The sequence below is a fragment of the Nocardia sp. NPDC127606 genome, from assembly GCF_042671725.1.
Taxonomy (GTDB): Bacteria; Actinomycetota; Actinomycetes; order Mycobacteriales; family Mycobacteriaceae; genus Nocardia.
Genome location: NZ_JBHXWQ010000004.1, coordinates 152,465 through 177,896 on the forward strand (window position 1 = coordinate 152,465; position 25,432 = coordinate 177,896).

Sequence of the window (25,432 nt, forward strand, 5' to 3'; positions counted from 1 at the left end):
GATGCCCAATCGCTCCCCTGAGCGCGCAAACCGTCAGTCCTCCGGGTTTGCTAAACCGCATCTACCCGACCTCCGAACAGTCGAGCAGCTCTCACGAACCTTTGGGTGTGCGAGGTACGTCTACAACCGGGCGTTGCTCGCTGAGCACTCCAAGCCACTCGATATCCGATGGTCTCGACCACTGCCCGACAGTTCGGTGCCAACGCAGGTGACGGTGTCACGCGACAGCGCAGGCCGCTATCACATCTCGATCCTGGTCGAGGAGACGATCGCTGACCATGTCCGCACCGACACCGCCATCGGTTCGGATGCGGGAACCACTTCGCTGTACACGTTCTCGACCAGTGAGAAGGTGTCCAATCCTCGCCATGAAAAGCATGACCGCGCCGCCTGGTCAAAGCCCAACGAATGTTGTCGAAGAAACAGAAAGGCTCAGCGAATCGGACAAAGGCACGTCTTTCGTAGCCGGTATTCATACTCGGATCACGGATCGTCGCCGCGACCATCTACACGAGCTCTCAACTCGGTTGGTTCGCGAAAATCAAGTGATCGCCATCGAGCATCTGAGTGTTCGGAACATGATTAGCAACCACCGCCTCGCTCGCGCGATCTCGGACGCGTCGTGGTCGGAGTTCCGGTCGATGCTGGAGTACAAGGCCCACTGGTACGGGCGCACCGTTGTGACCGTGGACCGGTTCTACCCGTCGTCGAAGACATGTTCGACATGCGGGCGAATCAGCGATACTACGCGCCGCAGGGCTTGCGGTGCTCGCCTGCGGAGATGGTGTGAGACCGCCCCGCGTCCAGCGCGGGAAGGCAACCGTCGATGAAACAGGAACTCTGTGTTGTGAAGCAGGGAATCCCAGTCGTTCACGGCTGGGGGATGTCAACCCACTACGCTACGAAGAACGGCAGGCCGCTTGGAGGCGGTCCTGCCTCATGACTTGGCGAGCATGACGGAGGGCCTGATCCCATGGGGTTGTTCAGCAAGCGGAAGCGGCGGCCGAGCCGACGCGCTGAGGCGAAAGCACTCAAGCACAAAGCCGCGGTGGAGGCGAAGCTGAGCGCCAAGAACGAGCGCAAGGCGGCCAAGGCGGGCGAGCGCGTCAACCGGCGCGCGGCCAAGGCTCAGGCACGCACGGCCGACAAGGTGGCCAAGGCGCAGATCGCGACCCTGCACGCCGAGGAGAAGGCCGCGCAGAAGGCGGCCGCGAAGGCCGATCGCGAATTGTTCAGCGCGAGCCAGATCCGCAAGTACATCGGCGTGGCCAGGGTGCTGATCCCCGTGCTTGCCCCGCTGGCCTATCGCGGCGCGACGATGGTGCGCGGGCAGCTCGACGCGCGCAAGGCCCAGCAGCTCGGTATCGGCATGGACCAGCTGGGCGAGTTCAGCGGGCACGGTGCGCGCCTGCAGGCCCGCATCACCAACACCGAGGAAGCCCTCGACAAGATCGCCGCCGACAAGGCGGGCGACGCCGACACCACGAAGTTCGTCGAAGCGGCCCGCTCGCGCATGGCCGATCTGAACGTGGCCGTGCGCACGGCCGAGCAGATGCCGGCCGCGCGTCGCAAGGCCGTGCACGCGTCCATCTCGGCCGAGCTGTCCGTGCTGGAGAACGACGTGCTCGCCCGCCTCGGCGTCCGCTGATCCTGCCGTGACAACGCCGCAGCTCACCTCCCGCTTACGCGGTGGTGGCTGCGGCGTACTCGTGGGTGCGCTGGCGACGGCCGCACACGGGATCGGCGGCGGCGGGGTGCCACGGTCGTCGGAAATCGCACTGCTGCTGCTGGTTTCGCTGACCGCCGGGATGTTCGCCCATGGCGCCGGGCCACGCGGGCACTCGTCCCGATTCACGAATGCCGCGACGATGCGCACGGGCGCCGCGTTGATCGGTGGTCAGTGGGCCGGGCACTTCGCGCTGTCGGCGACACTCGACCATCACGGACTACTGCATCTCCCGAGTCTGCCGATGATCGCCGCGCACCTGGTGGCGGCGGGTGCCTGTGCCGCACTGATTCTCGTCGCCGAGCGGCTGTATCTCGTTGCGTCGAGCGTGCTTCGGGCTGTGCTCGGCAGGCCCTCCGCTGTTGTCCACCGGACCGTTCGCTGGTTCGCCGCGCCCACCGTCGCGCGTGGGGCTCGTCCGAAGGGTGCGCGATGTCCGCGCGCACCGCCGTTGTTCGCCTGATTCGCGACCACTTCAGTATTCTTCGGACGACAAGGCATTCCATGCACAACTTCATCACCCGCGGCACCGGCACCGTCGCTCTCGCGACGGGCCTGGTGCTCGCTGCCTGCGGTTCGGCGGCCGCCCACGTAACCGTCGATGCTCCGGGCGCCGCCCAGGGCAAGTACACCGTCGCCACCTTCAAGGTGCCGACCGAATCCGAGACCGCGTCCACCACCGCGCTGCGCGTGACCGTGCCGAACCTGAAAAGTGTTCGGACCGAGCCGATGCCGGGCTGGACGTCGAAGGTCGAGCGCAACGACAAGGGCGAGACGGTAGCCGTCGCGTGGTCCGCCGATCCGGGCAACCCCGGGGTAGGCCCGGGCCAGTTCCAGCGGTTCGTGCTCTCGCTCGGCCCGCTGCCGACGCAGGACACCGTGAACTTCCCGACCCAGCAGACCTACAGCGACGGCAAGGTCGTGGCCTGGGACCAGCCGAGCACCGGCGGCGCCGAGCCCGAGCACCCCGCGCCGGCGATCACGCTGACCGCGAACGGCGGCGCCGAGGGAGGCGATCACCAGGTCGCCTCCGGTGAGTCGACCCAGTCGGAAACCGACAGCGTCGCCCGCTGGATGGGTGGGATCGGCCTGGCCCTCGGCCTGTTCGCCGCCGCGCTCGGCCTCGGCCTGGTCTTCCGCTCCCGGCGGTCGTCGTGATGCGCAAGATGCTCGTCGGTCTGCTCGCGGTGCTGTTCGCCTGCGCCTTCGCGGCGGCGGGCACGGCGAGTGCGCATTCCGGCGCGGTGAGCAGCGTTCCCGAGAACGGTTCGACCGTCGAGGCCGGACCGGCGCGGGCCAGCGTCACCTTCAACGAGGAACTGCAGCAGAACTTTCCGTCGCTGACCGTGGTCGGCCCGGATGGCAGGCTGTGGTCGAAGGGCAAGGCGCTGGTCGAAGGACGCAGTGTCAGTGTGGAACTGGGTGAGCTGGGGCCGGTCGGCGAGTACACGATCGCGTTCCGGGTCACCTCGGCCGACGGTCATCCCGTGAGCGGCACGAGGACTTTCACGCTGAGCAAGGCGGGCACCGGCACGCCGGGCGCGCGTCCGGGTGAGGACAAGGCCGACGACGGCGGCGACGGCGGGGTGCCCGTGTGGGTGTTCATCGCCGGCGGCGTGGTGTTGTTCGGCGCCGGCCTCGCGGTGGCGTTGCTCGGCGGCCGGTCCGGTCGCAAGAAGTAGTCGACGATGACGACCGGTCGCCGGGCGCCCCGTGCCGTGCTGCGGCAGTGGCGTGTCCTGGTGCCGGTCGTGGTCGCCGCGCTGCTCGGGGTGGTGCTGGCCTGGATATTGCGCAGCTCCGGCGGGTTCGCGTGGGTGGCGTTCGCGCGCGTGCTCGCCGACGGCGTCGGCGCGGTCGTGATCGGCCTCGCCGCGCTGCCCCGGCTCAACGACCGGCTGACGGTCACCTGGCGACCGCTGGCCGCGCTGGCCGGTGTCTGGTTCGCCGCCGAGTTCACCGTGCTGGTGTGTGAGGCCGCCGAGATCGTCGGCGTGCCCGTGACCCAGCTCGACGCGGGCGATTTCCTCACCTTCCTCGGCAGGCTCAGCGGCGGCCAGATCGGGATCGCGATCCTGTTCTGCACCGGCGCGATCGCCTGCTACTCGGCACTGGCCTTCCGCAGACCCGACACCGCGTCGGCGGATCTGGTGCTCGTGTTCGCGGCAGTCGCGCTGTCGCTGCGGCCGATCACCGGGCACATGTCCCAGCAGATGTTCGGCTCGGTACTCGCCGCGGTCCACGCACTCGCCGCCGCCTTGTGGCTCGGCCTGCTGCTCGCGATGGTCCTGATCCTGCGCACCCGGGGCGAATGGGCCGCGACCCTGCCCCACTACTCGCGGCTCGCCGCGCCCCTGGTCGTTGTCGTCGCGCTCACCGGCCTGATCAACGGCCTGGTCCGCCTCGGCGGCATCACCTCGCTGCTGACCAGCGGCTACGGACGGATTCTGCTGGCGAAGCTCATCATCCTGTGTGCGCTTGTCGCGCTGGGCTGGTGGTGGCGTCGATCCTGGGTCCGCAAAGCCGCCGACCACCGGGTCACCGCCGAGGTCTCCCTGCGCAACGCGGCGACCGAGGTACTGGTGATGGCGGTGGCGTTCGGCCTGGCAGCGACGCTGGCGGTGACCGGGTAGTCACCTCGATCACGTTCGGCGCCGAGTGCCGCTCGACGTCGATTCCACCGATTAGAGTGGCCGGTATGACCGAAGTGAGGATTGCCGAAGATTGCGCCGCGCCCGCCGAAGCGGCGTTCGCGTTCATGAACGACTACCGCAATCTGCCGAAGTTCTGGTACGGCATCGAATCCTTCACACCCCTCACCGCGCAGACCGACGGCCTCGGCGCGACGTTCGACGGGAAGATGAAGCTGGGCCCCGCGTCGCTGACCTCGCGTGTCGAGGTCGTCGGCTGGGAAGAGGGCCGGTTGATCGCCACCAAGTCGATCAAGGGCATCGAGATCGTCGCGACCTTCAGGTTCATCCCCAAGGGTGACATCGCGTGCACAGTGGACGCGGACATCGATTTCTCCGTCGGCGGCGGCATCACGGGCAAGATGCTCAGCAAGACGATCGAGCCGTTCGTGAAGATCGCGGTTCAGCACACCACCGACGCGCTCATTCGCGAGATCGAGAAATCACACAGCGAGCAGGTCTGAGAGCCTACGAATGGCGCGGCCGGGCGGGCCTGACACAATCTGATCCATGACCGAATCAGCGAATGTTGTGGCCACCGCCGATCTGGCCGACGAGATCGGCCCCGAGATCCGTAGCTGCGATACGCAGTTCATCCAGTTCGGCGGCCGCGCCGAATTCGCGGGCCGGATCACCACGATCCGCTGCTTCCAGGACAACCTGCTGGTCAAGCAGACGCTGAGCGAGCCGGGCGAGGGCAAGGTGCTCGTCGTCGACGGCGGCGCGAGCGTGCACACCGCGCTGGTGGGCGACATCATCGCCGGCCGTGGCGTGGACAACGGGTGGGCGGGCGTGATCGTGAACGGCGCCGTGCGCGACTCCGCGATCCTGCGCACCCTCGACATCGGGGTGAAGGCGCTGGGCACCAACCCGCGCAAGAGCACCCAGACCGGCAGCGGCGAGCAGGACGTGCCCGTCGAGTTCGGCGGCATCACCTTCGTGCCGGGCGAGATGCTCTACAGCGACTCCGACGGCGTGGTCGTTCGCGCCGAAGACTGACGGCGACGCGGGTGTTCGAGGGTCAGCCCTCGGACACCCGTACCTTGTTTCCGGCGAGGATCACGATGTCGCCGATCTGCAGTTGCCTGCCGCGGCGTAACTCCACTTCGTCGTTGACGCGCACCAATCCCTGCGCGATCACCGTTTTGGCCTCGGAACCCGAATCGATCAGGTTGGCCAGTTTCAGGAATTGCCCGAGCCGGATGACAACGTCATCGATCGGCACATCAACTGGTTCCGACATGCGCTAATACTTACCCGGTCGCGCGAAACCGGTCGCCACCGGCCCCGGCGTTGCGGGCGGTGACGAACACGCCGCAGCCGCCGCCACCCGGATCCGGCTCGATTGGACGCACACTGGATCGGTGACTCCCACGCAGGCCGAGCAGCACCCCATCGTCGAGGACCGCACGCCGGTGCCCCATCGCGCGCACGGCAAGTTGTCCGAGGTACCGCACATCGCCGGATTGATCCTCGGTGTGTTCGCGGTGCTGCTGTTCTTGTGGAGTGTTTCGCCCAGCCTGCGGATCCTCACGCAGGTGCCGCGCCACTATGTGGACACCTACTACTTCGATGCCCCCGACACCAGCCTCGTGTGGGCGTTGATCGTCGGCTTGCTCGCCGGGGCGACCGCGGCTCGCAAGCGGATCGCCTGGTGGCTGCTGGTCGTGTACCTGCTGCTGTACGCGGTGGCCAACATCCTGGACTTCTTCGCCGACGACGATGTGGACGCGCTGGTCGCCTTCATCGTGCACGTGGCGGTCATCGCGATACTGCTGGCCGCGCGTAAGGAGTTCTACACCCGGGTTCGGCCCGGCGCGCTGTGGAAGGCGCTGGGCGTGCTGGTGTCCGGGCTCGTGCTCGGCTGCCTGCTCGGCTGGGGACTGGTCGAACTGTTCCCCGGTTCGCTGCCCTCGGGTGTGCAGCGTCCGCTGTGGGCGGTGTATCGGGTCACCGCCGCCGTGCTGGTGAACAACGAGCATTTCGACGGGCATCCGCGAGCCTGGGTGAACTTCCTGCTGGGCCTGTTCGGCGCGCTCGCGCTGCTGGCCGCGGTGGTCGTGCTGCTGCGCTCGCAGCGCGCCGACAACGCGATGACCGCGCTGGACGAGTCGGCGATCCGCGGCCTGCTCGCCGGCAGCGATGTCGAGGACTCGCTCGGCTACTTCGCGACCCGCCGCGACAAGGCGGTGGTGTTCGCGCCGAACGGTAAGGCGGCGATCACCTATCGCGTCGAGCTGGGTGTGTGCCTGGCCAGTGGCGATCCGATCGGTCCGAAACAGGCGTGGCCACAGGCGATTCGGGCATGGCTGGAGCAGGCCGACCGGTTCGGCTGGCAGCCTGCGGTGATGGGCGCGAGCGAACTCGGCGCCACCGCGTACCGCAAGGCGGGCCTGTCGGCGCTGCGGCTGGGCGACGAGGCGATTCTCGACACCCGCACGTTCTCGCTGGCGGGCCCGGAGATGAAGCAGGTGCGTCAGGCCGCGAACCGGTTGCGCAAGAACGGCCTCGAGGTGCGGATCCGCAGGCACCGCGACATCCCCGCCGCCGAGTTCGCCGAAATCGTCGCGCGGGCGGACGCCTGGCGCGATACCGAGACCGAGCGCGGCTTCTCGATGGCGCTGGGCCGCCTCGGCGACCCGCTCGACGGCGACTGCCTGCTGGTCGAGGCCGTGGATCACGACGACCGCGTGCACGGCATGCTCTCGCTGGTCCCGTGGGGCCGCACCGGCGTCTCGCTGGAACTGATGCGCCGCGACCCGCAGAGCCCGAACGGCGTGATGGAGCTGATGATCTCGCAGCTCGCCCTGAACTCCGATCAGTACGGCATCACCAAGGTGTCGCTGAACTTCGCGGTGTTCCGATCGGTGTTCGAGGAGGGCGGCCGGATCGGCGCCGGTCCGATCCTGCGGGCCTGGCGCGGAGTGCTGCTGTTCTTCTCGCGCTGGTGGCAGCTCGAGGCGCTGTACCGGTCGAATGTGAAATACCACCCACGCTGGGTGCCGCGATTCTTCCTGTTCGAGGAACGCAGGCAGTTGCCGCGGGTGGCCACGGCCAGCGGGCTGGCCGAAGGGTTCCTGCCGCGCATCGGCAAGGCGCCCGACGCGGGGGTGCACACCGGCACGAAGGCGGCGGTCCCCGCGACGGTCACCGGCCTGCACGCCGACGGCAGCGCACCGGACGCACCGGAGGGCGCCGACGCCGAACAGGGTCCACGCAGGCCCGAGCAGGTGCGGGTGCGCCTGGACAAACTCGACCGGCTCACGGCTTCCGGCATCGATGCCTATCCGGTGGCCTACCCGCCGACCCACGACATCGCCCAGGCGAGACGCTGCCCCAAGGGCACCACCGTACGTATCGCGGGCAGGCTCTTGCGGATTCGCGACTACGGCGGCGTGATCTTCGCGCTGGTGCGCGATTGGACCGGCGAGATCCAGCTGGTGATCGATCGCGAACGGGTGGGCGCCGATCGCAGCAACGAGTTCACCGAATTCTTCGACCTGGGCGATCTCATCGAGGTGAGCGGACAGATCGGCGCCAGCCGCAACGGTGAGCTCTCGCTGCTCGCGCAGGACTGGCGGATGAACGGCAAATGCCTGCATCCGCTGCCCGACAAGTGGCGTGGGCTGGCCGATCAGGAAGCCAAGGTCCGGCAGCGCTATGTGGACATGGCGATCAACCCCGAGACCCGCGAGGTGATGGCCAAGCGCAGCGCGGTCCTGCATTCGCTGCGCGATTCGCTCTATGTCTGGGGCTTTCTCGAGGTGGAGACACCGATCCTGCAACAGGTGCACGGCGGCGCCAACGCCACTCCGTTCCGCACCCACATCAATGCCTACGATCTCGACCTGTACCTGCGCATCGCCCCCGAGCTCTACCTCAAACGGCTGTGCGTCGGCGGCATGGAGAAGGTGTTCGAGATCGGCCGGACCTTCCGCAACGAAGGCGTCGACTTCAGCCACAATCCCGAGTTCACGATCCTGGAAGCCTATGAGGCGCACAGCGACTACCAGCAGATGATGCACCTGTGCCGCAGGCTGATCCAGCACGCGGCGATGGCCGCCAACGGCGCCGAGGTGGCGTTGCGGCCGAACGACGACGGCGGCTTCGACACCGTCGACATCTCCGGCGAGTGGCGGGTCAAGACCGTACACGGCGCGGTCTCCGAGGCGATCGGCACCGAGGTGACCCCGCGCACCGAACTGGCCCGGCTGCGCGAGCTGTGCGACGAGGCGGGCGTGGCCTACCAACACGGTTGGGACGCGGGCCAAGTGGTGCTGGAGATGTACGAGCACCTGGTGGAATCGCAGACCACCTACCCCACCTTCTACCTGGACTTCCCCACCTCGGTCTCCCCGCTCACCCGCTCGCACCGCAGCATCGAGGGGGTGGCCGAGCGCTGGGACCTGGTGGCCTGGGGCGTCGAATTGGGCACGGCCTACAGCGAACTCACCGACCCGGTGGACCAGCGGCGCAGGCTCACCGAGCAGTCGATGCTGGCCGCCGGCGGCGATCCGGAGGCGATGGAACTCGACGAGGACTTCCTGACCGCGCTCGAACACGCGATGCCGCCCACCGGCGGGCTCGGAATGGGCGTCGACCGGGTGGTCATGTTGATCACCGGACGCAGCATCCGCGAGACCCTGCCGTTCCCGTTGGTGAAACCACGATGAATTCGGGTACAGGTGTATACGGATCGCGGCGCGTTCGCGATCAACAAATGCTCTGTGTGGCGCTTGCGAGGCTTTCGTACCGAAAGCCACAGTGAGACCGTTACTCTCGGAGTTCCGGCACCGGGAGGATGTCGGGCCACCAACACATCGGGATGGGATTTCATGTATCTGGACTTGCTGACCACAGCCGCACTCGTCGATCCGCACATGCTCACCAGCAGCTTCGACACCCTGGCGAGTTCGGACGCAGTCAACACCGCGATGGAACTCGCGGCCAAGAAGAAAAAGAAGAACAGCTCCGGCCTGATCATCGGCGGTATCTGCTGCCTGATCATCGTGGTGCTCATCGTCGGCGGCATCTTCCTGCTCAAGAACAAGAAGAAGGGCGACCAGCCGCCGCACAACGGTGGTCAGCCGCCGTACAACGGCCCGCAGGGTGGTCAGCCGCCGTACGGCCAGCCGCCCTACGGCCAGTCCTGACCTGACCGGAGGACTCGCGGCGATACCCTCCGTCGATGACGAGGGATCCCCGCGAGTCCTCGAACGACCACCTGTTCGCCAAGGGGCTCTCCGCCACGGGATGACATCACCGGCCGCGAGGAGGTCGACCCGCAGCCCTGGTCCCCGGCGGATAGGGCAGAGTGTTGACCGTGCAGCTGATACTCGTGCGTCATGCCCAACCCGAACGCGTGGTCGGCGACACCACCGCCGCCGACCCCGGCCTCACCGACATCGGCAAGCTCCAAGCCGACCGCGTCCCCGCCGCGCTCGCATCCCATGACATCGCTCGCATCGTCAGCAGCCCCCAGCGCCGCGCCCGCGACACCGCGCTCCCCACCGCGACCGCCCGCGACCTACCGGTCGACGTCGTCGACGACCTCGCCGAGTACGACCGCGACCTGCCCGCCTACATCCCGATCGAAGACGCGAAAACCGAATTCGCCGACGCCTACGCCCGCATCAAGGCGGGCCACCTCCCCGACCAGATCGACGGTCCCGCCTTCACCGCGCGAGTCCTCACCGCCGTCGAAACCCTGGTCGCCGCGACAGCTCCCGGCGACACGGTCGTAGCCTTCGCCCACGGCGGCGTCATCAACGTCCTCCTGGCCGACATCCTCGCCCTTCCCCGCCCCCTCACCTTCCCGATCGACTACTGCTCGATCACCCGAATCCTCTACTCCCGCACCGGCACCCGCACAGCGGCAACCATCAACGAAAACGGCCACGTCTGGAACCTGCTCCCCAGGGCCCTGTCGCGAAGCACACCCTGATCCGCGGTTGCCGACATACGGAAGAGCCCGGCACCACCGAAGCGATACCGGGCTCTGCGCGAACGACTCAGGCCTGCTGAGCGATCCAGTTGTGCATCCAGGTGATCGCGGTCTGCCCGCCACCCACCGAGTAACTGCCGTACAGCGTGTGCGCCTGCGAGCGGTAGAACTGCTCCAGGTCCTTGGCCCGCTTCTGGTTGGCCGCGTCGGTCAGCTGCGCCCCCAGCGTCGGGATGCCGCCGAACGACATCAGGTCGCTCACGATCGCCCCGGCCTCGAGCTGGTAGCGCCACAGGTTGGCCGGGTTCGCATCCGAGCTCTGTGCGAGGAAGCCGGCGAACCGCGTCACGAAGTCGTCGGTGGCGGTCGCGCAGTACAGATCGTCGACCGCGCAGATCGTGCGGGTGCGGTCGCTCAGCCAACCGAAGCCACCCGGCCGAGCGCCACCGGCACCGGCGCCCGCGGCGTGCGGGCCGACCTGGATATCGGTCGGCGAACGACGAGGATCAGAGATGAGGCCGACAGCGGCGACCCGGTCCTGCGGGATCGGGCTGATGCCCGTGCCGATCTCGGCGGCCAGATCGCCTGCGGCGTCGGCACCCTGGCTGTAGCCGACGATCGCGGCCTTGGTGTTGCCGCAGGAGGCCAGCTTCTCGCTGATCAGCCCGCGGGCGGCGTCGACCGCCTGCTTCTTGGAGTTGCCGTAGACATCGCCCTCCCAGGGGAACGCGGTCGCGGCATAGGTGACGTAGTCGACGTCGGTGTTTCTCGGTAGGCCGTTGGTGACGCCGGCGAGCATGCCGGGGCCGGGGGCCTTCTCGTGGCCGGTTTCCCAGGTGCCGGGAATGGCGACCACATACAGACTCGGGCAGGCGGGCGCCGCGCTGGCGCTCGTGCTGCCGACAACAATTCCGGACATCATCGCCGCGGACGCTCCCAGAGCCGCGACAACCTTCTTCACCTGCATACCGCTCCAGTTCACCCTTGCTCGTCGATGTGAGAGCAAACCCCGAATACTGACGTTGTGGCCCCAGACCTCGCCGCGAATCACAATAGGCGTACGAGCGATCCCGTGCCACACGACCTCTCGATTTCATGGCCGAAAACACCGGCGGATCGAGCAGGCCACGCACCGGAGTGATGGGATGTCGGCGGCACGTCACCGCCGACACACCCCCCGTTCGCGGAACTCACACCTCCAGGTCTTCTTCGATGCCCTTGAGCTTGTGCCGCGCCAGCGCCAGATTGGCCCGGCCACGATCGAGGGCGAGGTAGAGAAAGAGCCCTTTGGACTTGCGTCCTGTCATCGGGCGGATCAGGTGGTACTGCGTGCCGAGGGTGATCAGGATGTCCTCGATGTCCTCGTTGAGCCCGAGCTGCTCGATAGTGCGCATCTTCGCCCGCACCACCTCGGTATTGCCCGCCGCGGCGATCTGCAGGTCGAGCGACTTGGTGCTGCTGAGCATTCCGAGCGCCATCCCGCTGCTGTAGTCGACGATCGCGGCGCCGATCGCGCCTTCGATCACCATCATGTCCTTCAGAGCAAGATCCATGTTCGACATATCGTGCCTTTCATTCGTCGATCTTCGCCAGGTCGTTCCCGGGCGAGTGCGCCGCCGCCAGATGGCCGGCGATGGCGCGAGCTACTGGTCGCGACTCCAGGTGGAGCCGACCGACATTCACCTCTGGTCCGGCGAGCACGGTCAACGAGGTGTAGCCGGCGGCGTAGATCACTACCTGCCCCTCGGTGCCGTGCACGACGACTTCGCTGAACCCGCCGCCGTGCGCGACGTTCGCCAGCCGATACGACAGCGACAACTGTGCGGCCGACAGCGCCGCCATGCCCGCGGGTTCCAGATGGACGGGCAGGTCGTGTTCGATGAGCAGCCCGTCGCTGGAGGCCACCAGCGACCCGGTGAGCTGCGGTAGCCGCTCGCGCAACGCCTTCAATTCGGCCAGCACGGCCGGATAGTGTTCTGGCGCTGTGTGTTCGGGCGCCCGGGGTTCGGGCGCGGTCATCGCCGGTTTGGTCAACCTTCCCCTCCATTCACCGAGCAGCTTCTTCCGCACGGTCACGCAAGCTCCTCCAACGCCGCCCTGAGCCGGATGAGTGTTTCGCGGTCGACCTGTCGCCAGCGTTCGGGTTCCGCTGCGCCGGCCGGTTTTCCGCGGTGTCGGGCGGTCGCGGTCGCTTCCTCGTCGATCGCGTGCCTACCCTGTCGTGCACCCGCCTCCTGATGGGGGCGGATCGGTCCCGCGCTGCCCGGAACACGTCGGGGCAGCGTGGGCACGGATGTTGTCGACCGAGCCGAGGTTCGGTGGTCGGCCGGGTCCGGTGCGAGGGCGAGGTGGCGCCCGCGCTGTGGTTGTTCGGTCGCGACAGGTTCCGGCGCTTCGATCAGGCCCGCTGTGGTCAGGTCGCGGACCGCGACGAGGCAGCCGTAGGTCGTGCGGCCCAGGTCGCGGGCGATGTCGGCGATGCTGCGGCGGGTGTCGGCGGCGGCGAGAACTTCGGCCTGACTTCCGGTGATCACCACCTGGTTCCGTTTGATCCGGCGTGCCGGGACCACCGGGACCGCGGTGACGAGGTCGGCGGTCCACGGGCCGTACTCGTTGTCGGTGCGGCGTTCGCATTCGTGAACAAGTGCGCGGGGTGCGATGTGGCAGACCGGGGCCAGCCAATGTTCGGGCGTCGGCCGGAATTCCGGCTCGCCCGCGGAGGCCAGCAAAAAGTAGGCAGCATCGAAGACCGACAGCAGCGCAAGGGTTTCCAGTTGTGGCTGGTCCAGCAGTGGACCCGGGTCGCCCGCACCGGCGCGACGCCAGTCCTCCGCCGTTGCCACCCCCGCTTCGACTACCAATCGGTCGAGTCCGATGGTGCGTCCGCAGCCGACCGAGGCGATAGTTCCACGCACCAAGTGGAATTCGCCGTCGCCTGCGCGCAATACTCCGGTCGAGCCTTCTTCGCCGAGCCGATGCAATTCATCGGCGAGCGCGACACTCATCGATTCCCGCCCGTCAATTCTTCCAGTGCCGACCTGAGTTGATAGCGGGCCATCCCGAGATTGCCGGTGTCGCCGTCGAAGACGACATGCATGAACAACCTGCCGTCGAAATCGCCGTCGACAAGGTGTAGGAGGTGAAATCCCCTGGTCCGGCACACCACGATCTCGGTGAGGTCGTCGTCGGCGCTCCCCAGGGCCGGACACGCGAGGGCGGCCCGCACCACATCGGTGGTCCCCGCCGCGTCCTCGTGCTCGTCGACGCCTTGGCGCTCGCCGGCGCCGGCGACAGCCAACCCGCTCGCCCCGTCCACCAGCGTCACACTGCGCGCTCCAGGAATATCCATGATGCGTTTCAGACACCCATCAAGAGAATTCACCGAGCCCCCGAACCGTCATCGACTATTGATCGAGACGAGACGTTATACCCCTCGGCTATTCCTCGCATCTTGAACGCCGGAAAATTGCTGCCGCACAATATGTTTGCTGATGGTTGCTGGAAAACCGCTCGGTATCAATACTTTTGAGTAACTTCGACGCCCATTCGCTGCGGACCGCTATAACCGGTGATCACTCGCCTATTCCACTCGCCAGCGATCATCGCGTAAACATCGAAAATTGTGTCTTCGCAGACCTCGCCGATCTCCCCGCACACCGGTCCCCCACCGATGTGCTCGAAGTGTGCGATCAGCCGGCGGCGCGGCGGTACCAGGTCTCCGCTTCGCGGTGGGCGCCTTGGGATTCCAGCAGGGCGGCGAGGTTGGCCATGGCTCGGGGGTGGCCGAGATCGGCCGCGCGACGGAAGCAACGACGGGCCTCGGTGGTGGCGCCGCGGTGGCGCAGCAGGATGCCGAGGTTGTTCACAGCATCGATGTCGCCGTGGTCGGCGGCCTCGCCGAACCAGGCTTCGGCGTCGTCGAGGCGGTCCTGATCCTCGAAGAGGCGGGCGAGGTTGTACATGGCGTCGACATGGCCCGCCATCGCGGCGTGGTGGTACCAGGTTTCGGCATCACGGCGGTCACCGCACTGGTAGAGCATGGTGGCCAGATTGAACATGGCGTTGGCATTACCCGCGGCAGCCGCACGGCGGTACCAGGATTCGGCCTCGTCGAGTTCACCGAACTGGTCGAGCAGCACGGCGAGGTTGTTCATCGAACGCGTGTGCCCCGCGGCAGCGGCGCGCCGGAACCAGTACTCGGCGGCTTCGAAATCGCTGTGGTCATGGTAGAAGTGGGCGAGATTGTGCATGGCGGTACCGTCACCACGCTCTGCGGCGCGGCGAAGGTTCGCCAACGCTTCCGGCGGCAACGGCACAGCTCCCCCTCGGATCTCCCGTACACCTCGACACGGAAAGTCTATGTGCTGCAGGGAAGATCAGCCACGTCGTTTGGCCGCCTACCGAACCCCTTGCACCCCTTCCCCGTTCACTCCCTACGCACATTCCCCGCAAACCCGCAGGTATCCGGCAACGCATCCGGATTCGCAGCGACACATGCCTCGTGTGGGGGGAATGACAAAAAAAGCGCCCGCGGGCTCGGAAGCCTGCGGGCGCCTAGTTGGTTCAGCGGCTAGCGCTGGGCGACAGCCGTCGGGGGGATCGGCGCGGGCAGCGCGGTCTCGCCCTCGAGGAACTTGTCGACGGCCGACGCGGCGGCGCGGCCCTCGGCGATGGCCCAGACGATGAGCGACTGGCCACGGCCCATGTCACCGGCCACGAAGACGCCGGGGATGTTGGTGGCCCAGCTCTTGTCGCGCTGGACGTTGCCGCGACCGTCGTAGCCGACGCCGAGATCGGTGAGCAGGCCCGGCTTCTGGGGTCCGACGAAGCCCATGGCCAGCAGGACCAGGTCGGCTTCGAGGGTGAAGTCGGTGCCCTCGACCTTTTCGAAACGGCCGTTGACCATCTTGACCTCGTGCGCGTCGAGGCCGGTGACCTTGCCGTCCTTGCCGACGAAACGCTCGGTGTTCACCGAGAACAGACGCTCGCCGCCCTCTTCGTGTGCCGAGGCGACCCGGTACATGAGGGGGTAGGTCGGCCACGGGGTCGAGCCCGCGCGCTCCTCGGGGGGACGCGGCATGATCTCGAACTGGTGCACCGACTCGGCGCCGTGACGGTGCGAGGTGCCCAGGCAGTCGGCGCCGGTGTCGCCACCGCCGATGATGATGACCTTCTTGCCCTTGGCGTGGATCGGCGGCAGGCCGTCCGCGTCGGCGATGTCGTCACCGAGCTGCACCCGGTTGGACAGCGGCAGGAATTCCATCGCCTGGTGGATGCCGTCGAGCTCGCGGCCCGGGATCGGCAGGTCGCGGGCGATGGTGGCGCCACCGGCCAGCACGATCGCGTCGAAACGCTCACGCAGCTGCTCGGCGGTGATGTCGACACCCACGTTGACGCCCGCCTTGAAGATGGTGCCTTCGGCTTCCATCTGGGCCAGACGACGGTCGATGACCGACTTCTCCATCTTGAATTCCGGGATGCCGTAGCGCATCAGGCCGCCGATGCGGTCGTCACGCTCGAACACGGTCACGGTGTGACCGGCGCGAGTGAGCTGCTGGGCGGCGGCCAGACCGGCCGGGCCGGAGCCGACGACGGCGATCTTCTTGCCGGTGAGGCGGGTCGGGTACACCGGGGTGACCCAGCCCTCGTCGAAGGCGTTCTCGATGAGCTCGACCTCGACCTGCTTGATCGTGACCGGCTCCTGGTTGATGCCGAGCACGCAGGACGCCTCACACGGAGCCGGGCACAGGCGGCCGGTGAACTCCGGGAAGTTGTTGGTGGCGTGCAGGCGGTCGATGCCTTCGCGCCACGCACCCTTGTAGACCAGGTCGTTCCATTCGGGAATCAGGTTCCCGAGCGGACAGCCCTGGTGGCAGAAGGGAATTCCGCAATCCATGCAGCGGCTGGCCTGGTTCTTCAAGGTGTCCTGGGAGAACTTCTTCTCCTCGTAGACCTCTTTCCAGTCGAGCAGACGCAGCTCGACCGGGCGACGGGCCGGGGTTTCCCTCGAGGTGTGCTTCAAAAATCCCTGTGGGTCAGCCACGAGCCGCCTCCATGATCGCGGTATCCACGTCCTTGCCTGCCTTCTCGGCTTCGGAAATGGCGAGTAGAACCTTCTTGTATTCGCGGGGCATGACCTTCACGAAGTGGTTCACCTGCTGGGACCAGTCGCTCAGGATGCGTTCGGCCACAGCCGATCCCGTTTCGTCACGGTGGGTCGCGATGATGTCGCGCAGCCAGGTGAAGTCGTCACCGGCGAGCTGCTCGATCGCGTCGACCTGATCCGGGTTGACCCGGCCGGGCAGCTTGCCCTCGGGGTCGTAGATGTAGGCCACGCCGCCGGACATACCGGCGCCGAGGTTGCGGCCGGTGTCACCGAGGATGACCACACGGCCACCGGTCATGTACTCGAGCGCGTGGTCGCCCACACCCTCGACGACCGCGGTGGCGCCGGAGTTACGCACGCCGAAGCGCTCGCCCGCGACACCGTTGATCAGGATGCGACCGCTGGTGGCGCCGAACATGATCACGTTGCCCGCGATGATGTTGTCCTCGGCGACGAAGGCTTCCGGTGCGGAAGCCGACGGGCGGACCACGATGCGGCCACCCGACAGACCCTTGCCGACGTAGTCGTTGGCGTCACCGAAGACCCGCAGCGTGATGCCGGCCGGGACGAACGCGCCGAAGCTGTTGCCCGCCGAACCGGTGAAGGTGATGTCGATGGTGTCGTCGGGCAGGCCCGCGCCACCGTAGAGCTTGGTCACCTCGTGGCCGAGCATGGTGCCGACCGTGCGGTTCACGTTGGTGATCTTGGTTTCGATCTTGACCGCCTGGCCACGCTCGAGCGCGGGGGCGCTCTGCGCGATCAGCTCGTTGTCCAGCGCCTTGTCCAGACCGTGGTCCTGGGTTCCGGTGCACCGGGTGTTCTGGTTCATGAACGCCGTCTCCGGCATGTCCAGAATCGGCGACAGGTCCAGCTTGGCGGCCTTGTAGTGCTGCTTGGCCTTGGCGGTGTCGAGCAGGTCGACCCGGCCGACGGCCTCGTCGAGAGTGCGGAAGCCCAGCTCGGCGAGCAGCTCACGCACCTCCTCGGCGATGAACATCATGAAGTTCTCGACGAATTCCGGCTTGCCGGTGAAGCGCTCGCGCAGCACCGGGTTCTGGGTGGCGATGCCGACCGGACAGGTGTCGAGGTGACACACGCGCATCATGACGCAACCCGAGACCACCAGGGGCGCGGTCGCGAAACCGAACTCCTCGGCGCCGAGCAGCGCGGCGATCATCACGTCGCGGCCGGTCTTCATCTGACCGTCCACCTGAACGACGATGCGGTCACGCAGGCCGTTGAGCAGCAGGGTCTGCTGGGTCTCGGCCAGGCCGAGCTCCCAGGGTCCACCCGCGTGCTTGAGCGAGGTCAGCGGCGAAGCGCCGGTGCCGCCGTCGTGGCCCGAGATGAGCACGACGTCGGCGTGTGCCTTGGACACACCGGTGGCGACGGTGCCGACGCCCGGCTCCGCGACAAGTTTCACGTGAATCCGAGCCTGCGGGTTCGCGTTCTTCAGGTCGTGGATCAGCTGCGCCAGATCCTCGATCGAGTAGATGTCGTGGTGCGGCGGCGGCGAGATCAGGCCGACGCCCGGCGTGGAGTGACGCACCTCGGCGACCCACGGGTACACCTTGTGCGCGGGCAGCTGGCCGCCCTCGCCCGGCTTGGCGCCCTGGGCCATCTTGATCTGGATGTCGGTGGCGTTGGTCAGGTAGTGCGCGGTGACGCCGAAGCGACCGGACGCGACCTGCTTGATCGCCGAACGACGCCAGTCGCCGTTCTCCTCGACCTCGAAGCGAGCGGGGCTCTCGCCGCCCTCACCGGAGTTCGAGCGGGCGCCGATGCGGTTCATCGCGATGGCGAGGGTCTCGTGCGCCTCGGCGGAGATGGAGCCGTAGCTCATCGCACCGGTCGAGAAACGCTTCACGATCTCGCTCGCGGGCTCGACCTCGTCGATGGAGATCGACGCGCGCTGGTTCGACTTGAACTTGAACAGGCCACGCAACGCCGCCAGGCGCTCGGACTGATCGTCGACCAGCTTGGTGTACTCCTTGAAGATCGAGTACTGACCGGTGCGGGTCGCGTGCTGGAGCTTGAACACCGTGTCCGGGTTGAACAGGTGGTACTCGCCCTCACGACGCCACTGGTACTCGCCGCCGACCTCGAGCTCGCGGTGCGCGCGCTCGTTGCGGTTCTCCAGGAACGCGACGCGGTGGCGGATGGCCACCTCTTCGGCGATCTCGTCGAGACCGATGCCGCCCAGCGGGGAGCGCAGGCCGGTGAAGTACTCGTCGACCAGGTCCTGGGCCAGGCCGATGACCTGGTACAGCTGGGCGCCGTTGTAGGAGGCGAGGGTGGAGATGCCCATCTTCGACATCACCTTGAGCACGCCGTTGCTGGCCGCGGTGCAGTAGTTCGCGACGGCCTTGCGGAAGTCGGCGGCCAGATCGCCGGTGCTGCCCGGAATCTGCAGCGAGCTGCGCTCGAGCATGTCCTCGATGGTCTCGAAGGCCATGTACGGGTTGATCGCGGCGGCGCCGAAACCGATCAGCAGGGCCATGTGGTGCACCTCGCGGGCGTCACCGGCCTCCACGACCAGGCCGACCATGGTGCGAGTCCGCTCGCGCACCAGGTGGTGGTGCACCGACGAGGTGAGCAGCAGCGACGGGATCGGCGCCAGCTTCTCGTTGGACTCACGGTCGGACAGCACGATGATGCGCGCGCCGCCGTCGATGGCGGCCGAGACCTGGGTGTTGATGGCCGCCAGTGCCCTGCGCAGACCCTCGCCGCCCTCGGCGACCGGGTACAGACCGCGCACGACCACCGAGCGCAGGCCCGGCTGGCTGCCGTCGTCGTTGATGTGGACGAGCTTGGCCAGCTCGTCGTTGTCCAGAATGGGCTGTTCGAGCGCGATCATGCGACAGGAGTCGGGGCCCGGGTGCAGCAGATCGGCCTCGGGGCCGAGGTTGCGCTTGAGGCTGGTGACGACCTTCTCGCGGATGGCGTCGAGCGGCGGGTTGGTGACCTGCGCGAACAGCTGCGAGAAGTAGTCGAACAGCAGACGCGACCGGTTCGACAGCACCGCGATCGGGGTGTCGGTACCCATCGAGCCGAGTGCCTCGCCGCCGGTCTTGGCCATCGGCGTGATCAGCAGGTTCAGGTCCTCGGTGGTGTAGCCGAAGATCTGCTGACGGATCAGCACGCGGTCGTGCGACATGTGCACGTGCGGGCGGTCGGGCAGGTCGGCCAGGCGGCTGACGCCCTCGTCGAGCCACTGCTGGTACGGCTGCGCCGCGGCCAGTTCCGACTTGACCTCTTCGTCGGTGACGATGCGGCCCTTCTCGGTGTCGACCAGGAACATCTTGCCCGGCTGCAGGCGGATCTTCTGGACCACGGTGGCGGGGTCGATGTCGAGCACGCCGACCTCGGAGGCCAGCACGACGAGACCGTCTTCGGTGACCCAGATACGACCGGGGCGCAGACCGTTGCGGTCGAGCACGGCGCCGATCTTGGTGCCGTCGGAGAAGCACACCGCTGCCGGGCCGTCCCACGGCTCCATCAGCATCGAGTGGTACTCGTAGAACGCGCGCCGCTCGGGGTCGAGGTTCTCGTTGCGCTCCCACGCCTCGGGAATCATCATCATGATGGCGTGGTGCAGTTCGCGACCGCCCAGGTGCAGCAGTTCGAGCACCTCGTCGAAACGCGCGGTGTCGGAAGCGCCGGGGGTACAGACGGGGAAGATCTTCTGCAGACGGTCCTTGCCCGCTTCGTCCTTGCCGAACACGTCGCTGCGCAGCAGCGCCTCACGGGCGCGCATCCAGTTCTCGTTACCGGTGACGGTGTTGATCTCACCGTTGTGGGCGACCCGGCGGAACGGGTGCGCCAGCGGCCACGAGGGGAAAGTGTTGGTGGAGAAGCGCGAGTGCACGATGCCGATGGCCGACTCGACGCGCTCGTCCTGCAGGTCCAGGTAGAACGCACGCAGCTGGGGCGTGGTGAACATGCCCTTGTAGATGAAGGTCTGGCCGGACAGGCTCGGGAAGTACACCGATTCCTTGCCGACGGTGCCCTCGCCGGGGCCTGCCTTGCCGAGCTCGTGCTCGATCCGCTTGCGGATCACGTAGGCGCGACGCTCGAGGTCCATGCCCGACAGCTGCTCGGCCGAGTTCTTCGGCGAACCGATGAAGATCTGCCGGAAGGTAGGCATGGCGTCGCGAGCCAGCGCGCCGAGCGAGGTCTCGTCGATCGGCACCTCGCGCCAGCCGAGCACGGCCAGGCCCTCTTCGGTGACGATCTTCTCGACGCCGTAGGCGGCACGCGCGGCTTCGCGACGGGCCTGCGGCAGGAAGGCGATACCGGAGGCGTAGGAGCCTTCCGGCGGCAACTCGAAGGGGGCTGCACTTTCGGCGATGATCGCGCGGAAGAACTTGTCCGGGAGCTGGATCAGGACGCCCGCGCCGTCGCCGGAGTTCGGCTCGGCACCCGCAGCACCGCGGTGCTCCAGGTTCAGGAGGGCCGTGATGGCCTTGTCGACGATGTCTCGACTGCGTCGTCCATGCATGTCGGCGACGAACGCGACGCCGCAGGCGTCGTGTTCGAATGCCGGATCGTAGAGCCCGGTGACTCCGGGTGACCTGTGGCCAGGAAGTTGCGTCATGCCTCTGCCTTCAAGAAAGTCGGCTGTCGATGTCGGCCACCCAGCAAGCTGAGCGTGGGCCCTTCGTCGTTTCGCCTCCGTCAAGACTGCGTCCGTACGATCCGAAACCAGCGACGGTGGTGGTTTGCGGCGTTGACGTAGTTGGGGTGCTCAGAGGTAACGGGATGCTTACTTCTCCCTTACCTCTGCGCGGGGTTTCACCCGCTACTCTTGGCCCGGTTTCACCGGACCTCGAACAGGTGGTTGTGCCGAACATGGGTGCGTTCGGCGTAAGAGCAAACGATAAGTCAGACCGCAGACCCAACCAACTAAGGTTGTGCTAAGTAACCCGTCTAGCTGGGGTTTGTAACGGCTGCTTGCATCGTCGCGCGCGTCGTCCAGTGTAAAGCAGACCGGGGACCGGATCGATCCCGGACAACCCCCGCCTACCTGCGTGAACACTGTCGACGAGCAGACTCGGTTCCACCGTCGGCCGGGGGCCGAAAGCTGAACTCACCTGCACCGCAGCAGATTTCCCTGCAGATGCCCTGGTCAAACCTCCCACCTCCGCTAACCGGGGGTGGCGACTGTGAGATATTCCCGACACGGGCCCCCACAAGCGCTCCAGTCAGCCGACCGTACGGTCTGTATTGCGAAATGTGCGCCACAGCACACCGCTGGCAAACTTCTGGCAGTGTCGTTCGACACAAATCGGGCGCGGACGGCGGTGCGGCCCGGCTCGCCGCGCACGACACGCCGAGGTCGGCACAGAAATATTTCGGTCAGCGCGATGAGTGGACCCATTCGACTGTGAGGCTGACCACAAGCAGTACCTCGGCACTCGGTGTGTCGGTCTCCGGCCTGTCACGCTGACACAACGAATCCATGCCAGTTTCGCCTTACCTACCAGTTTCGCCATGCCCAGTGGAGCGCACGACCCGGGGAGAACTCATGACCGGCTTACTCACCTGGCTCGGCGGAGGCCTCGCCTCGCCACGGCGCCGGGACCACGAATCGGGCGCCGACCTCGCTTTCAGCCATGAACAGGGCCGCTATCTCGTCACCGGCGCCGCCGTGACGTTGTTCGCGGTGATCGCCGGTCTCGTCGCGGTGTCCGCACTGCTCGCCGCCGACGCGGGCGTGCTCGTCGCGGTGCTGTTCGCGCTGGTCATCGCGGTCGCCGCGGGTGCGCTCGGCCGGGCGCTGGCAACCACGCGGCCGGGTGCCGACGACGATCGGTTCGGTATCGCGGCCCGGATCGGGGTCGGGGTGCTGGCCGGGGTCTTCGTCGCCGAACTCGCCGCCACCGTGCTGCTCGGCGGGACCGTCGACCGGGAACTGGATGTGCGCGCCCAGGCGAGTGCCGAGAACGCGCCCGCCGTGGTCGCCGCCCGCACCTCGTTCGACCTGTCCACCGCCGACCGTGCCGCGCTCGATCTGAGCATCGCCAAATCGCAGGCCGACATCGACCGCGCGCTGGTGATCGCCCGCTGCGAGTACAACCCCACCGCGGAATGCCCGCAGACCAGGATCACCGGGGTACCGGGTCGCGGTCCGGAAACCCAGACCGCCAACGACATGCTCGACGACGCCCGCAAACAGCTCGCCGCGGCGCAGGGCCGCATCGAGGGCCTCGACCAGCGGGTCCGCACCGAATCCGCCGCGCTCGCCACCGCACGGAACAGCGCGTTCGCCGACGGGGACCGTGGTTTGGGCGCCCGCTGGCTGGCCATGAACAGCTACACCGCGTCACACGCCGGCGCCGCGTCGCTGCGCCTGCTGATCCTGCTCGCGGGCATCGTCGTGGCCCTGCTGCCGCTGCTGCTGCGCTGGTGGCGCGGGGAAACCTCGCTCGATCGCCGGGTCGACGCCGCGGAGGTGGCCGATCGGGCCCAGCGCGAGGCCGACGCCGCCATCGCGGTGAAACGCGCCGAGGTACGCACCGAGACGGCCGCCTTGCGCGCCGAACACGAGCTCACCGCCGCGCAACTGGCCATCGAAGCCGATACCGTGATCGATCGAGAACGTCAGCGCACCAGGATCATCGCCGCGATCGGCGGTTTCGAGCTCGGGTTCACCGAGCCGCATCGAAAGGACGACTCCGTGTCTCTGGAGCCGAACGTGACATCGCAGCTGCCCGCGGGGTACATCCAGCACGCGCTGCCTGCCGGCACCGCCGGGACTCTCGTCCCCGCCCACCAGGCGCCCACGCAGCAGCCGCCCGCGCAGGCGCCGACCAGCGGTGGCGGATTGGAGTTGCCGATCATCGGGACGGTGCCGTTCACCGACACCGCCGCCCGCTGGATCCGTCCGCTGGTACCGGCCTTCGTGGCCAATGCCTTCGACTCGGCCACCCACCCGATGCGGACCGCGCGACAGGCGTTCGAAGAGGTCGAAGAGGTGACGTTCACGCTGCGCCGCACGCGCAAGGTCACCGTCGACACACAGGATTCCGCGCAGCAGCAGCAGGTCCCCGCCGGATATCAGTTGCAGGGTCAGCCCGCGCAGGGTTTCCTGCCGCCCGGCGCGTACCCGCAGCAGCAGTACCAGCAGCCGTACCAGCCCTACGCCCAGCAGATCGCCTCGAACGTGGTCGACGCACCGTCGAGCCGCTTCCACCCGGACCCGCGTCAGTACCCCTCGGCGCCGAACTACACCGCGCTGCCCGCCGGTCAGGGCAACGGCCTGCCCGAGGCGGACGGCCACGGCGAGCTCGCAGGCGGCAACGCCAACGAACTCCCCGGCAACCGGCGTCAGCTGCCGCCGGCCCGCTGATCGCACGAGGGTGGCCGACAGCCCGCTGTCGGCCACCCCTCGGCTCAGCCGCGCGTGGTCTTCGTCCGCACGGCGCTGTAGGCCGCGAACAACAGCACCGCGACGATGCCGAGCACCGTCAGATGGATGCCGCTGACGAACGCCTGATTCGCCGACGACAGGAACTCCTCCGCCACCGCGGCGGGTAGCTCACCGGCCACCTCGACCGCGCCGCTGAGCGAACCCGACGCGGCCGCCACCGCGTCATCCGGCAGCAAGGACACGTCGAGGCCACGCCGGAAGATCGCCATCACGGTGCTGCCGAGCAGGGCGACACCCAGGGCGAGCCCCGTCTCGTAGGCGGTCTCGGAGATCGCCGCGGCCGCACCGGCACGTTCCTCCGGCGCCGATCCGACGACCAGGTCGGCGGCCACGGTCATGGCCACGCCGGCGCCGAGACCGATGCCGACGAAACCGAGCACGAACGCCTCGGCGCCGCTCACCGCGTCGACCGCGAGGAAAGCCGCCGCGCCGATCGCGGTGACGACCAGCGCACCGGCCAGCACCAGCGCCGCGCGCCAGCGCCGCACGAGCCAGGCCGCCGCCAGCGAACCGAGCACGCTCGCCGCGAGCCCCGGCAGCATCAGCAGACCCGCCTCCAAGGGCGTGCGGCCGAGCACCAGCTGCAGGTACTGCGAGCCGAAGAACAGCACGCCTGCCAGCGCGAACACCGCGAGCAGGTTGGTGAACACCGCCACCCGGAACCTCGGCAGTTCGAACAGCCGCAGGTCGAGCATCGGATCGGTGAGACGACGCTGCCTGCGCACGAACAGCACGGCCGAGACCACACCGACCAGGCCGACCAGCAGCGCGCCCACCGCCGGACCGTGCGCGGCGGTTTCCTTCACCGCGTAGACCACCGGCACCAGCGCCAGCATCGACAGCAGCGCGCTCAGCGCGTCGAAACGGCCCGGGTTCGGGTCACGTGATTCGGGGATGAGCAGCGGGGCGAGTGCCAGCAGCACCAGCATCACCGGCAGGTTCACCAGGAACACCGAGCCCCACCAGAAGTGCTCGAGCAGCCAGCCGCCGACCAGCGGACCGGCCGCGGCGCCGCCACCGGCCATCGCGCTCCACACGCCGATCGCCACGGTGCGCTGACGCGGGTCCTGGAACATCGATCGGATCAGGCCGAGCGTGGCGGGCATCAGCGTGGCGCCCGCGACGCCCTGCAGGACGCGCGCCGCGATCAGCATCTCCGGCGACACCGCCCACGCCGCCAGCGCCGAGGCGATGCCGAAGCCGACCGCACCGATCAGCAGGAGCCTGCGCCTGCCGATCCGGTCGCCGAGATTGCCCATCACCACCAGCAGACCGGCGAGCACGAACGAGTACACGTCGATGATCCAGAGCAGCTGTGGCGTGCTCGGGGCCAGGTCGGCGCTGATCGCGGGCACGGCCAGATCCAGCACGGTCGCGTCCACGGCGAGCAGCAGCAGGGCGAGGGCGAGTACGCCGAGGCCCGCCCATTCACGCGGGGTGGCGCGCGGCGGGGTGAGTGCTGTGGGGGTGTTCATCGCTCTCTCGTCTTTCGGGGTTGGTAAACCGTCCAGACGGTACAGTAACAAGAAAACCG

23 protein-coding genes are annotated in these 25,432 nt (G+C 67.6%); 13 read left to right on the plus strand and 10 right to left on the minus strand.

Annotated features, from left to right (window positions below; translation table 11 throughout):
* The first annotated feature begins 1 nt into the window (after position 1).
* The 9 genes from ACFVJ5_RS20380 (at position 2) to rraA (ending at position 5,415) form a co-directional block, all read left to right on the plus strand.
* Positions 2 to 586 carry a helix-turn-helix domain-containing protein gene (locus tag ACFVJ5_RS20380; RefSeq protein WP_379222162.1) on the plus strand — a complete coding sequence of 195 codons (585 nt, stop codon included), beginning with the start codon at positions 2 to 4 and terminating at the stop codon, positions 584 to 586.
* A complete protein-coding gene (locus tag ACFVJ5_RS20385; RefSeq protein WP_379222670.1) occupies positions 483 to 830 on the plus strand; it encodes an RNA-guided endonuclease TnpB family protein in 348 nt (115 codons plus the stop codon). The genes ACFVJ5_RS20380 and ACFVJ5_RS20385 overlap by 104 nt, the downstream gene beginning before the upstream one ends.
* A gap of 143 nt (positions 831 to 973) precedes the next feature.
* The gene (locus ACFVJ5_RS20390; protein ID WP_379222163.1) at positions 974 to 1,648 is read left to right on the plus strand and encodes a DUF6474 family protein; all 675 of its coding nucleotides are present in this window, start codon (positions 974 to 976) and stop codon (positions 1,646 to 1,648) included.
* A gap of 7 nt (positions 1,649 to 1,655) precedes the next feature.
* Positions 1,656 to 2,189 (plus strand): hypothetical protein, encoded by a 534-nt coding sequence (locus ACFVJ5_RS20395; RefSeq protein ID WP_379222165.1) that lies wholly within the window; start codon positions 1,656 to 1,658, stop codon positions 2,187 to 2,189.
* Positions 2,190 to 2,230: 41 nt separating this feature from the next.
* Positions 2,231 to 2,884 carry a YcnI family protein gene (locus ACFVJ5_RS20400; protein ID WP_379222167.1) on the plus strand — a complete coding sequence of 218 codons (654 nt, stop codon included), beginning with the start codon at positions 2,231 to 2,233 and terminating at the stop codon, positions 2,882 to 2,884.
* Entirely contained in the window at positions 2,884 to 3,408 is a 525-nt protein-coding gene (locus tag ACFVJ5_RS20405; RefSeq protein ID WP_379222169.1) for a copper resistance protein CopC, read from the plus strand. The genes ACFVJ5_RS20400 and ACFVJ5_RS20405 overlap by 1 nt, the downstream gene beginning before the upstream one ends.
* A 6-nt stretch (positions 3,409 to 3,414) precedes the next feature.
* Positions 3,415 to 4,359 (plus strand): CopD family protein, encoded by a 945-nt coding sequence (locus ACFVJ5_RS20410; RefSeq protein ID WP_379222171.1) that lies wholly within the window; start codon positions 3,415 to 3,417, stop codon positions 4,357 to 4,359.
* Positions 4,360 to 4,424: 65 nt separating this feature from the next.
* Positions 4,425 to 4,880 carry an SRPBCC family protein gene (locus ACFVJ5_RS20415; protein ID WP_378637803.1) on the plus strand — a complete coding sequence of 152 codons (456 nt, stop codon included), beginning with the start codon at positions 4,425 to 4,427 and terminating at the stop codon, positions 4,878 to 4,880.
* 46 nt (positions 4,881 to 4,926) lie between these two features.
* The gene (gene rraA / locus ACFVJ5_RS20420) at positions 4,927 to 5,415 is read left to right on the plus strand and encodes a ribonuclease E activity regulator RraA (RefSeq protein ID WP_056822505.1); all 489 of its coding nucleotides are present in this window, start codon (positions 4,927 to 4,929) and stop codon (positions 5,413 to 5,415) included.
* Between the two features lie 22 nt (positions 5,416 to 5,437).
* Here the strand turns inward: rraA and ACFVJ5_RS20425 are convergent, their stop codons facing one another.
* On the minus strand, positions 5,438 to 5,659 hold the full coding sequence (locus tag ACFVJ5_RS20425; protein WP_378637798.1) for an RNA-binding S4 domain-containing protein: 222 nt from the start codon (positions 5,657 to 5,659) through the stop codon (positions 5,438 to 5,440).
* Between the two features lie 151 nt (positions 5,660 to 5,810).
* Between ACFVJ5_RS20425 and lysX the strand changes: the two genes are divergently transcribed.
* The 3 genes from lysX (at position 5,811) to ACFVJ5_RS20440 (ending at position 10,360) form a co-directional block, all read left to right on the plus strand.
* Positions 5,811 to 9,089 (plus strand): bifunctional lysylphosphatidylglycerol synthetase/lysine--tRNA ligase LysX, encoded by a 3,279-nt coding sequence (gene lysX, locus ACFVJ5_RS20430; protein ID WP_379222672.1) that lies wholly within the window; start codon positions 5,811 to 5,813, stop codon positions 9,087 to 9,089.
* Positions 9,090 to 9,251: 162 nt separating this feature from the next.
* Positions 9,252 to 9,569 carry a hypothetical protein gene (locus ACFVJ5_RS20435; RefSeq protein ID WP_379222174.1) on the plus strand — a complete coding sequence of 106 codons (318 nt, stop codon included), beginning with the start codon at positions 9,252 to 9,254 and terminating at the stop codon, positions 9,567 to 9,569.
* A 170-nt stretch (positions 9,570 to 9,739) separates the two neighbouring features.
* Positions 9,740 to 10,360 carry a histidine phosphatase family protein gene (locus ACFVJ5_RS20440; protein WP_379222176.1) on the plus strand — a complete coding sequence of 207 codons (621 nt, stop codon included), beginning with the start codon at positions 9,740 to 9,742 and terminating at the stop codon, positions 10,358 to 10,360.
* 67 nt (positions 10,361 to 10,427) lie between these two features.
* On the opposite strand, the gene ACFVJ5_RS20445 is transcribed toward ACFVJ5_RS20440, so the two are convergent.
* From ACFVJ5_RS20445 to gltB, 8 genes are all read right to left on the minus strand, one after another.
* Positions 10,428 to 11,327, minus strand: a complete 900-nt coding sequence (locus ACFVJ5_RS20445) for a cutinase family protein (RefSeq protein WP_379222673.1) — start codon at positions 11,325 to 11,327, stop codon at positions 10,428 to 10,430.
* A 223-nt stretch (positions 11,328 to 11,550) separates the two neighbouring features.
* On the minus strand, positions 11,551 to 11,922 hold the full coding sequence (locus ACFVJ5_RS20450; protein ID WP_379222177.1) for a hypothetical protein: 372 nt from the start codon (positions 11,920 to 11,922) through the stop codon (positions 11,551 to 11,553).
* Positions 11,923 to 11,932: 10 nt separating this feature from the next.
* Positions 11,933 to 12,436 (minus strand): roadblock/LC7 domain-containing protein, encoded by a 504-nt coding sequence (locus tag ACFVJ5_RS20455; protein WP_378897061.1) that lies wholly within the window; start codon positions 12,434 to 12,436, stop codon positions 11,933 to 11,935.
* Positions 12,433 to 13,365, minus strand: a complete 933-nt coding sequence (locus tag ACFVJ5_RS20460) for a hypothetical protein (RefSeq protein ID WP_379222179.1) — start codon at positions 13,363 to 13,365, stop codon at positions 12,433 to 12,435. The genes ACFVJ5_RS20455 and ACFVJ5_RS20460 overlap by 4 nt, the downstream gene beginning before the upstream one ends.
* Positions 13,362 to 13,709, minus strand: a complete 348-nt coding sequence (locus ACFVJ5_RS20465) for a hypothetical protein (RefSeq protein WP_379222181.1) — start codon at positions 13,707 to 13,709, stop codon at positions 13,362 to 13,364. Before ACFVJ5_RS20465 ends, ACFVJ5_RS20460 begins: the two co-directional genes overlap by 4 nt.
* Before the next feature lie 340 nt (positions 13,710 to 14,049).
* On the minus strand, positions 14,050 to 14,676 hold the full coding sequence (locus tag ACFVJ5_RS20470) for a tetratricopeptide repeat protein (RefSeq protein WP_379222183.1): 627 nt from the start codon (positions 14,674 to 14,676) through the stop codon (positions 14,050 to 14,052).
* A gap of 254 nt (positions 14,677 to 14,930) precedes the next feature.
* A complete protein-coding gene (locus ACFVJ5_RS20475; protein ID WP_379222185.1) occupies positions 14,931 to 16,403 on the minus strand; it encodes a glutamate synthase subunit beta in 1,473 nt (490 codons plus the stop codon).
* Positions 16,396 to 21,063 (minus strand): glutamate synthase large subunit, encoded by a 4,668-nt coding sequence (gene gltB / locus ACFVJ5_RS20480; RefSeq protein ID WP_379222187.1) that lies wholly within the window; start codon positions 21,061 to 21,063, stop codon positions 16,396 to 16,398. The genes ACFVJ5_RS20475 and gltB overlap by 8 nt, the downstream gene beginning before the upstream one ends.
* Positions 21,064 to 21,993: 930 nt before the next feature.
* On the opposite strand from gltB, the gene ACFVJ5_RS20485 reads away from it, so the two are divergent.
* Positions 21,994 to 23,817, plus strand: a complete 1,824-nt coding sequence (locus tag ACFVJ5_RS20485; RefSeq protein WP_379222189.1) for a DUF4407 domain-containing protein — start codon at positions 21,994 to 21,996, stop codon at positions 23,815 to 23,817.
* Positions 23,818 to 23,861: 44 nt separating this feature from the next.
* Here ACFVJ5_RS20485 and ACFVJ5_RS20490 read toward each other — a convergent pair whose 3' ends face one another.
* A complete protein-coding gene (locus ACFVJ5_RS20490; RefSeq protein ID WP_379222191.1) occupies positions 23,862 to 25,373 on the minus strand; it encodes an MFS transporter in 1,512 nt (503 codons plus the stop codon).
* Between the last annotated feature and the right edge of the window lie 59 nt (positions 25,374 to 25,432).

Coding starts and splice junctions, on each gene's coding strand:
- ACFVJ5_RS20380 (WP_379222162.1), top strand. CDS start 2: ATGCCCAATCGCTCCCCTGAGCGCGCAAACCGTCAGTCCTCCGGGTTT.
- ACFVJ5_RS20390 (WP_379222163.1), top strand. CDS start 974: ATGGGGTTGTTCAGCAAGCGGAAGCGGCGGCCGAGCCGACGCGCTGAG.
- ACFVJ5_RS20400 (WP_379222167.1), top strand. CDS start 2,231: ATGCACAACTTCATCACCCGCGGCACCGGCACCGTCGCTCTCGCGACG.
- ACFVJ5_RS20405 (WP_379222169.1), top strand. CDS start 2,884: ATGCGCAAGATGCTCGTCGGTCTGCTCGCGGTGCTGTTCGCCTGCGCC.
- ACFVJ5_RS20410 (WP_379222171.1), top strand. CDS start 3,415: ATGACGACCGGTCGCCGGGCGCCCCGTGCCGTGCTGCGGCAGTGGCGT.
- ACFVJ5_RS20415 (WP_378637803.1), top strand. CDS start 4,425: ATGACCGAAGTGAGGATTGCCGAAGATTGCGCCGCGCCCGCCGAAGCG.
- rraA (WP_056822505.1), top strand. CDS start 4,927: ATGACCGAATCAGCGAATGTTGTGGCCACCGCCGATCTGGCCGACGAG.
- ACFVJ5_RS20425 (WP_378637798.1), bottom strand. CDS start 5,659: ATGTCGGAACCAGTTGATGTGCCGATCGATGACGTTGTCATCCGGCTC.
- ACFVJ5_RS20435 (WP_379222174.1), top strand. CDS start 9,252: ATGTATCTGGACTTGCTGACCACAGCCGCACTCGTCGATCCGCACATG.
- ACFVJ5_RS20445 (WP_379222673.1), bottom strand. CDS start 11,327: ATGCAGGTGAAGAAGGTTGTCGCGGCTCTGGGAGCGTCCGCGGCGATG.
- ACFVJ5_RS20450 (WP_379222177.1), bottom strand. CDS start 11,922: ATGTCGAACATGGATCTTGCTCTGAAGGACATGATGGTGATCGAAGGC.
- ACFVJ5_RS20460 (WP_379222179.1), bottom strand. CDS start 13,365: ATGAGTGTCGCGCTCGCCGATGAATTGCATCGGCTCGGCGAAGAAGGC.
- ACFVJ5_RS20465 (WP_379222181.1), bottom strand. CDS start 13,709: ATGGATATTCCTGGAGCGCGCAGTGTGACGCTGGTGGACGGGGCGAGC.
- gltB (WP_379222187.1), bottom strand. CDS start 21,063: ATGACGCAACTTCCTGGCCACAGGTCACCCGGAGTCACCGGGCTCTAC.
- ACFVJ5_RS20485 (WP_379222189.1), top strand. CDS start 21,994: ATGACCGGCTTACTCACCTGGCTCGGCGGAGGCCTCGCCTCGCCACGG.
- ACFVJ5_RS20490 (WP_379222191.1), bottom strand. CDS start 25,373: ATGAACACCCCCACAGCACTCACCCCGCCGCGCGCCACCCCGCGTGAA.